Source organism: Sulfurimonas sp. (genome assembly GCF_018698455.1).
Lineage (GTDB): Bacteria > Campylobacterota > Campylobacteria > Campylobacterales > Sulfurimonadaceae > Sulfurimonas.
The window spans coordinates 1-7,675 of record NZ_JABIOQ010000026.1 but is presented as its reverse complement, the minus strand read 5'-3'; the positions used below and the strand labels follow the sequence as shown (position 1 = coordinate 7,675).

Annotated in this window: 8 protein-coding genes; 6 read left to right on the top strand and 2 right to left on the bottom strand. The window is 34.3% G+C overall.

What is annotated here, in order from left to right:
* From HOG88_RS04120 to HOG88_RS04095, 6 genes are all read left to right on the top strand, one after another.
* On the top strand, nt 1–976 hold a 976-nt coding region (locus HOG88_RS04120; RefSeq protein ID WP_295003501.1), incomplete at its 5' end, for an AarF/ABC1/UbiB kinase family protein.
* Nucleotides 977–1,143: 167 nt separating this feature from the next.
* Nucleotides 1,144–1,356, top strand: coding sequence for a hypothetical protein (locus tag HOG88_RS04115; RefSeq protein ID WP_295003498.1), 213 nt, complete (start codon nt 1,144–1,146; stop codon nt 1,354–1,356).
* 8 nt (nt 1,357–1,364) lie between these two features.
* Entirely contained in the window at nt 1,365–2,357 is a 993-nt protein-coding gene (locus HOG88_RS04110; protein ID WP_295003496.1) for an FAD-dependent oxidoreductase, read from the top strand.
* A gap of 106 nt (nt 2,358–2,463) precedes the next feature.
* On the top strand, nt 2,464–2,820 hold the full coding sequence (locus HOG88_RS04105; protein ID WP_295003494.1) for a hypothetical protein: 357 nt from the start codon (nt 2,464–2,466) through the stop codon (nt 2,818–2,820).
* Nucleotides 2,821–2,889: 69 nt separating this feature from the next.
* Nucleotides 2,890–3,750: a hypothetical protein gene (locus HOG88_RS04100; RefSeq protein ID WP_295003492.1), complete on the top strand. Its 861-nt coding sequence runs from the start codon at nt 2,890–2,892 to the stop codon at nt 3,748–3,750.
* Between the two features lie 66 nt (nt 3,751–3,816).
* Nucleotides 3,817–5,244 (top strand): SDR family oxidoreductase, encoded by a 1,428-nt coding sequence (locus HOG88_RS04095; RefSeq protein ID WP_295003490.1) that lies wholly within the window; start codon nt 3,817–3,819, stop codon nt 5,242–5,244.
* 23 nt (nt 5,245–5,267) lie between these two features.
* Here HOG88_RS04095 and HOG88_RS04090 read toward each other — a convergent pair whose 3' ends face one another.
* Both HOG88_RS04090 and HOG88_RS04085 read right to left on the bottom strand, forming a co-directional pair.
* Complete coding sequence (locus HOG88_RS04090) at nt 5,268–6,185, bottom strand: metallophosphoesterase (protein WP_295003489.1); 918 nt, start codon at nt 6,183–6,185, stop codon at nt 5,268–5,270.
* Complete coding sequence (locus HOG88_RS04085) at nt 6,182–7,432, bottom strand: hypothetical protein (RefSeq protein WP_295003487.1); 1,251 nt, start codon at nt 7,430–7,432, stop codon at nt 6,182–6,184. Before HOG88_RS04085 ends, HOG88_RS04090 begins: the two co-directional genes overlap by 4 nt.
* Nucleotides 7,433–7,675: the final 243 nt, after the last annotated feature.

Sequence of the window (7,675 nt, the reverse complement as noted above, 5' to 3'; positions counted from 1 at the left end):
TTCGGATTTTTTTGACAAAGAATATCTAGAAGAACTTAAAATGTTACACGACTCCTTACCTGCAATGAGCACGAAAGAGTTTGACCAGGTTTATAACCGAGCCTTTAATAAAGATAGTTTTAAAAGTTTTGAGTATGAGCCTATAGCATCCGCTTCTATCGGTCAAGTGCATATTGCATATACACATGAAGATGAAAAAGTGGCGGTAAAACTTCGTCGTGCGACTATACATGAACAAGTGATGGCAGACATAAAAATTATAAACAGTTTCAATAGACTTTTTAAACCTCTCTTTTCGCATTATACAAAAAACTCTATTGAAGCTGTAATAAGCGAGTTTTCGAAGATGATTCAAGAAGAGGTTAATCTTAGTATTGAGTTAAACAATCTTTTGAAGTTCTCTAGTGTTTATAAAAATGCAGGTATACGATTTCCAATTCCTCATACTTCTTTGTGCAGAGAGGATGCACTTGTAATGAGTTATGAGGAAGGGTTTCGTTTTGATGATAAAGAGTCGATTTTAAAAAACAATATTGACTTTAAAAGTATCATCGCGACACTCGTTGATTTTTATACGACACAAATGCTCATAAATGGCTACTTTCATGCCGACCCACACCCAGGGAATCTTCTAGTTTCTAAAGAGGGTACTCTTATACTTCTTGATTTTGGGATGGTGAAAACTATACCAAATAATACTAGAGTAGCTATTATAGAGCTTATTAAAGCAGCGAACGAACAAGATTATGAGAGATATATTGCAGCGAATAAAAAGTTAGGAACCATAGCTTATGAAGCTCCAATAGCTGAGCTGGCTGAGTTTACTTCAAAAATGTTCGAGATATTTTCAAACGACAATCTTAATAGCGAGTCCATGCAACAACTGGCATTTGATGTGTTAGCCTCAACTCGAAATTTACCTTTTAAGCTTCCAAGCGATGCTATATATATATATTACGAGTTAGTGCCATTATAGAAGGTCTTGGAACAACCTACATCGAAAACTTTAATGGCATTAAAGATATCTTACCAATACTTCAAAAAAATATACCAAAAGCACTCGGTGCAAAAGATAGTATTGTCGAGACACTAAAGGATGAGATAAGTGACATTCCTTTTTTAGTTAAAGATTTTAAAAATGCTATGAAAAAAATAAGCTCGAACGAGTTAGACGTAGAAATCTCAAACGATCAGATTGAGTGGATAAAAAAAGATTTACATACTGCGGTTAAGTCTTACTTTATATCATTTGCTTTTCTCTTAGGCGGTATTTTTACACTGCTTTACGATAGAGAATTAAAAGACTTGGCTATAGGACTGTTTGCTTTTGGAATAGCTCGTATACTCTATAAATAGGTAAAAGTATGAAGAAAAAAATAACTATAGTAGGAGCGGGTATAAGCGGTTTATATTTGGCCTATCTTTTAGAAGAGAAGTTTGATGTCACAATCTTAGAAGCTAGAGATAGAGTAGGTGGAAGAATATACTCTATAGATGGACATGACATGGGTCCTTCTTGGATCTGGTCACACCATAAAGAGATGCTCCAACTCATTCAAACACTAGGTTTAGAAATCTTCTCTCAGTATACACAAGGTTATGCCCTTTATGACACAAAAGATAAAGTCGAGCATTTTATGCCACAGTCTTCAATGCCTTCAAGACGAGTAAACGGTTCACTTGGCTCCTTGATAGATATACTTAAAAAAAGTCTTAAACAGACAAATATTTTTTTATCTCAAGTAGTGCAAAGTATTCATCATGAAACTGATAAAGTAGTCGTGAAAACTCAAACACAGAGTTATGAAAGTGATTTTTCTATAGTAACTCTGCCACCGAGACTAGCTTTAAACCTAGACTTGTATCCAAAACTACCAGAAGCACTACATGTTAAAATGGCCAACACAGCTACATGGATGGGACACAGTGCAAAATGTGTCATAGAGTTTAAGAGTTCTTTTTGGAGAGAGCAGGGACTAAGTGGATTTGCTTTTTCGCATAATGGACCGCTAGTCGAGATTCACGATGCTTCTACAGCTACGAAGGCAGCTCTTTTTGGTTTTGTAAGCTCTAATGCTAATATGCAAAATTTCAAGCAGAGTATCACGGAGCAGTTAGTACGGATTTTTAAAATAGACCCCACACAAATACTCTCTATTCATTTAGTTGATTGGAGAGATGAGCAGTACACAGCATCATTCGAAGACAGAAGACCTCTGAGTACTCATCTAGAGTATGGTATAAATACAAATAGTTATAGCGATAAAATTTTATTTTCTGCGACGGAGTTTTCTTTTAAAGAGGGCGGTTACCTCGAAGGTGCAATATTAAGAGCACAGGAAATAGCACATTTTTAAAATAGATGAATAGACAAATAAAGAGTATGAATGTTTTTAGGTATATGAGATAATACATAATAATATAAGTTCTAAGATAATTTATTATGATTAAAAAGGAAGAAACATGCCACATATAGTACTTGAAAACATAAGTGAGACAAAAGAAGCTTACGAAGCAGTTGAGTCATTCTCAAATAAAATTGAGGGTGGAATCTTAAAAGTAATGGAGAAATATATTAATGCTAGTGCCCAAACAGCACTTATAGAATCACTCGCAATTGAAAATGGAAAAAACCAAAATTTTTTTGTTCAACTCTCACAAAAGAAAAATTCTCTTACGATAAGACTTTTACCCCTTACTGACCCTGAAAAAACGGACGGTGTTAAAACAATAATGGCGATAATCGCTAAACAGATTAAAGATACCAACGAGAGTATAACTTATGGAAAAAATAATTTAGAAGATTTTTTGATTCATTAATATTATAGGAATATATAACATACGATATTTAATAGTATAATGATATCTATTAAGAATAGGAAATAGAAAATGAAAAAAATTGTACAAATTTTTAAAAAAGATCAGGCATATATAGTGAGCCATATAAGAGGAATTGTTGGTGCTCTACCTCGGAATCTTTTAAAAGATTCAAAAAGTATTTTTAAAAAGTATAAATATATTGACATAATGTACTCAGTAGATAGTAATTATAAACAAAATAGTCCTTCCATATATAAAAATAAGAGTATAGCAGAAAGTATTGATAGTGATAAAAGTCAATATTTTAGTAATATAGACCTAAAAGATAACGATGTATTTATCTCGAGCCCCTATATCCACCACACATCTGGAAATCCAAGTATTTCGGTTGTACAAAGAATTGGAGATGTTTATTATGTCATCGACATAAACATGGTACTACTTTTTGAAGAGCTTAAACTTATTGAGTACAACAGTATTCACGAGAAAACAATTAAGCTCGTTTATATATTCGGTTCGAGTATTCTCGGCTTTATATCACTCTCACTTATAGGATATGGTGCTTATGTTCTTTTTGCTCTTATGTTTTCCCTAGGAGGAAGTGACTTCTTACATGATGTTTTTAAGTCTATCGTCGCTGTGACTATTGGACTTGCCATGTTTGACCTTTCTCGTCAGATTATAGAGCAAGAAGTTCTCTTTAAGTCTTTTCATAAAGAGAAAAACAGAGAGTTCAAGATATTAGGAAAGTTTTTGGTCTCCATTATCATAGCACTTTCTATAGAGACACTGATGGTTGTTTTCAAAATTGTTTTAGACGATTATACAAATATGCTTTCAGCATTTTATTTACTCATAGGAACGACCATTATGTTTGTTGGTTTAGCTTATTTTCAAAAGACAGTGACATCAGCTAAGGCAGATGAATAATAAAATACGACAAAACTCTACCCCAAACCAGATAGGTTTTAAGAAACCTAGTAAAAGGAAAACACTATGAAAATTCTACTAACAGGTGCAAATGGTTATATAGGAAGAAGACTTAAGGAAAAACTTTTAGGAGAAGATGTAAGTCTGCGTTTACTTGCTAGAAATCCAAAAAGTATGACTTCTGATATTAAAGCTGAAGTTTTTCAAGGCGACTCTTTTGATGTAGGTTCACTTGAGAGGGCTCTAGAAGGTATTGATATCGTTTACTATCTTATACACTCTCTTCAAGAAGAAAACTATAGAGAACTTGATAAACTGAGTGCTCACAACTTTTTAAATGCTGCAATAAAACAAGGTGTAAAACGTATAGTCTATCTTGGTGGTCTTGGAGTAAAAGAACATGCAAGCACACACCTTGTAAGTCGTATAGAAACGGGTGAAATACTCTCAAGTAAACCACTAGAAATTGAGACTCTTTGGATACGTGCTGGTGTGATTATTGGCTCTGGTAGTTCTAGTTTTGAGATAATTAGGCACTTAACTGAGAAGCTCCCTGTGATGGTGACGCCCAAGTGGGTAAAGACATTAGCTCAGCCCATCGGAGTAGATGATGTAATTTCGTATCTTGTATCTGCAAAAGATATTGTTTTAGTTGGGAATATCATAGTTGATATCGGAAGTGAAATGATGACCTACAAAGAGATGATGATAGGTTGTGCACATGCTCTGGGTCTTAAAAGATGGATATTTCCACTTCCAATTTTGACGATTAAACTTTCTTCACATTGGCTAAACTTTTTTACTCCTGTTCCTTACAGCGTGGCTCGTTCATTGATTGAAGGACTCTCGAGTGAGGTAATCATACAAAATGATAATGCCGCAAAGTATTTTCCAAGCATAGCTCCCGAAAGCTATGAAAGTGCAGTCAAGCAAGCGATATTAGAGATGGAGAAAAATCAAGTATTTAGTCGTTGGAGTGATGCTGGAGGAGGTAAGGATGCTTTAGAAAAAGAGTTTAAAAATGACACTGCAGAAGCTCTTTTTTTAGATCGTCAAAAATGCTTACTTGATGGTGTTTCAAAAGAGGCACTTTATAGTGTGTTTTGTTCTATAGGTGGAGATGAGGGGTGGTTTGGATACAGCTGGTTATGGGAGATTCGTGGTACCATGGATAAGATGATAGGTGGAGCAGGGCTGAACCGTGGACGAAGAGACACTTATAGCCTTAGAGTAGGTGAGAGTGTTGACTTTTGGCGTGTTGAGGATTTAAAAAAGAATGAGAGACTTCTCCTCCGTGCACAAATGAAAGTACCTGGAAAGGCTTGGTTAGAGTTTAGAATTAAAGAGGATGAGTTTATACAAACTGCCTATTTTTATCCTAAAGGATTGTTTGGAAGATTTTACTGGTTTCTCCTTGCACCGATTCATTACTTGGTTTTTCAAGATATGATTCGTTCAATCATGATAAAAGCAAAAAAGTTAGACGAGTTATGAGAAATCTATTTGTACTAAATCTGTTAAAACTTTATATGTTTTATATATTCAGCACCTAAAACCTTTTTTATCTGTTTTGGAAAAACTTGTGCCCGCTCATACATTTGGAGTATCTCTTTTTTACCTAGTTCCCCATATTTATCTACTATTGCAAATAGAACCTCGTTGGAAACTAAGTCATACTCTCCGTATTTTGAGTTAGAATCTATTACGAGAGAAGCGATTGACTCAAAACTCTCTTCGTACACATTATATTCATTTAGAGTTATGGCATCTGCTTTAAAGTCAGAGTCTCTCTTATCCATAGGCTCTTCATAGAGCTTGTGAGTCCCTAACTCTATTGCTGTAAGTTTTTTTCCATAAGCACAGCTCGTATCTATACAAAAAAAGTTCTCACCAGAAACTACTTCATCAAAAGTACAGTGACCAAAAATGTTTATGATACTGCTCTTTGGTACTTCATCTCCATGGTAATATCTATTAAGTAAGAACTCATTATAGTACTCTTCGTTATCTCTATGCTCATAAAACTCTAGCGAAAAACCGTGAGTTATGAAATAGTGCTCGATTTCGAAGTAAATAGGCAGAGATTGTATCCACTCGAGATGTTTTTTTATAAGAGGTATATCATTGTTATAACTCTCAATAGTTGCGAGCCCACCATAGCGTTTATCACTACTCCATGGACTATGTATACCTTTTTCAACAGCATCTAAAATATACTTTTCAAAGAGGTGCTCATGGTTACCCTTCACGCATGGATGGTTATTGTTTATAACAAATTCTATAACATCTTTGGAATACTTTCCCTTGTCACATAGATCTCCAACAAAGATAATCTGAGCATCTAGTGGAAGTTGCTTTATAAGCTTTAAAAGTGAGTGGTAAGCACCGTGAACATCACCGATTACATATGTGTTATTATAGCTTTCTACACTCATGATATCTTCACATTTTTTTTATTTATATTTCGCTCAACGATCCATGAAAAGAGAAACATACCAAGGTATGCAATATCAAGGCCAAACACTACGACTATAGAACTCTCTGAATAAAGTTTAGTGAGATAAAACGAGATAACGAAAAAAGCAAGTCCGCTCAAACGAATGTAAAGAGCTAGTCTAAATGCCCCGCTCGCTTTTATAAAGGCTATTTGATATGCGTTTAACATGATGAAGATAAAAAAGAAACTCAAATGTGAGAGATAAAGATATGCACCTGCATACTGCTCTGGAAATAAAAATGCTATAAGCTCCTCACCGAAAAAGTATATGGACACGATAAACACCAAGCTCACTAAAAATGAGAAACGATAAAACCAAAACTTTAGTTTAATAATGGCCTCTTTTTCGTTTTGATAGTATAGTTTACTGAGTTCAGGAAGTAAAAATCTAAATACTGGAAAAACAAAAAGTGTAATCATGTACATTAGTATAGGTTTTGTTACAACTTGAAAGTCACCCACTTCGTCTATTGAGTAGTAATGGTTAAAAAAGAAAATCGAGAGATAGATGAGTATCATTCCTGAGCTAAACTCCAAAGTCGAGATAAGAGACTTTTTTATAAAGCTTTTCATCTCTTCATCAAGGATGACTCTTTTGATAATGGGCTCATTAGGTTTGTTTCTTTTATAGATGTAAATGTATAAAGAAAGTGAAAGCGAACTCATAGAACTCATGATGAAAAGAGATTGAAGACCATGAGCTCCTGATACATAAAACGCCAAAACAAACCAGATGATTGAGAGCAAGGGCTCAATGAAACTGGTTTTGTTCATAACACTATAGAGTCTATACATAGCTAGCTGATTACTTAAGTAGAGGTACAAACTCATAGAAAGAATAGTGGCTACCAAGTACCAGTAGTCTACTTCTAAATTAAAATTATGTTTAACATAGGGGAGCACAAATGCCCATGAGATAAGAATGGCCCCTAAAATAAAGTAACGAAATATCTTTAAAATTCCTTTGTCCTCTTTGAGTTTGGTATATGTTACAACCATGGAGGAGCGAAAGCCGATAAGTACGAGGAGTGAGAAAGAAAATATGTCTATAGCTGTGTAGTAAAGAGCCAGGTCGTTTTTTGCGATTACCGTGGCAAGAAAAATTTTAAGTCCAAACCCCATAAAAACGGAAAAAAGTCCGATACCTATAGAAAAGTAAAAATGTTGTTGAATTGTTTTTTTCATGCTGACCTTACTTAGTTTGTGAAATTATAGTTATTATGTATTTTATCCCTAATAAGATGAGATTTGTAGTCTTGATTTATCAACTAATACAAAAGGTAAGCTAACATTAAGAGAGTGTGAGTGCTATAATAAGACTAGTACAGTTGCAATACGTGATAAAGGATTTTCAAAGGGAATAGTAAATATCAAGTAAGTTGAAACAATAAGAAGTCGTGAGAAACAGGAATTACAGTCAAATGAGAT

Excerpts from the sequence above, each read along its gene's own strand:
- HOG88_RS04115 (WP_295003498.1), top strand. The coding sequence starts at position 1,144 with ATGAAAAAAATAAGCTCGAACGAGTTAGACGTAGAAATCTCAAACGAT.
- HOG88_RS04110 (WP_295003496.1), top strand. The coding sequence starts at position 1,365 with ATGAAGAAAAAAATAACTATAGTAGGAGCGGGTATAAGCGGTTTATAT.
- HOG88_RS04105 (WP_295003494.1), top strand. The coding sequence starts at position 2,464 with ATGCCACATATAGTACTTGAAAACATAAGTGAGACAAAAGAAGCTTAC.
- HOG88_RS04100 (WP_295003492.1), top strand. The coding sequence starts at position 2,890 with ATGAAAAAAATTGTACAAATTTTTAAAAAAGATCAGGCATATATAGTG.
- HOG88_RS04095 (WP_295003490.1), top strand. The coding sequence starts at position 3,817 with ATGAAAATTCTACTAACAGGTGCAAATGGTTATATAGGAAGAAGACTT.
- HOG88_RS04090 (WP_295003489.1), bottom strand. The coding sequence starts at position 6,185 with ATGAGTGTAGAAAGCTATAATAACACATATGTAATCGGTGATGTTCAC.
- HOG88_RS04085 (WP_295003487.1), bottom strand. The coding sequence starts at position 7,432 with ATGAAAAAAACAATTCAACAACATTTTTACTTTTCTATAGGTATCGGA.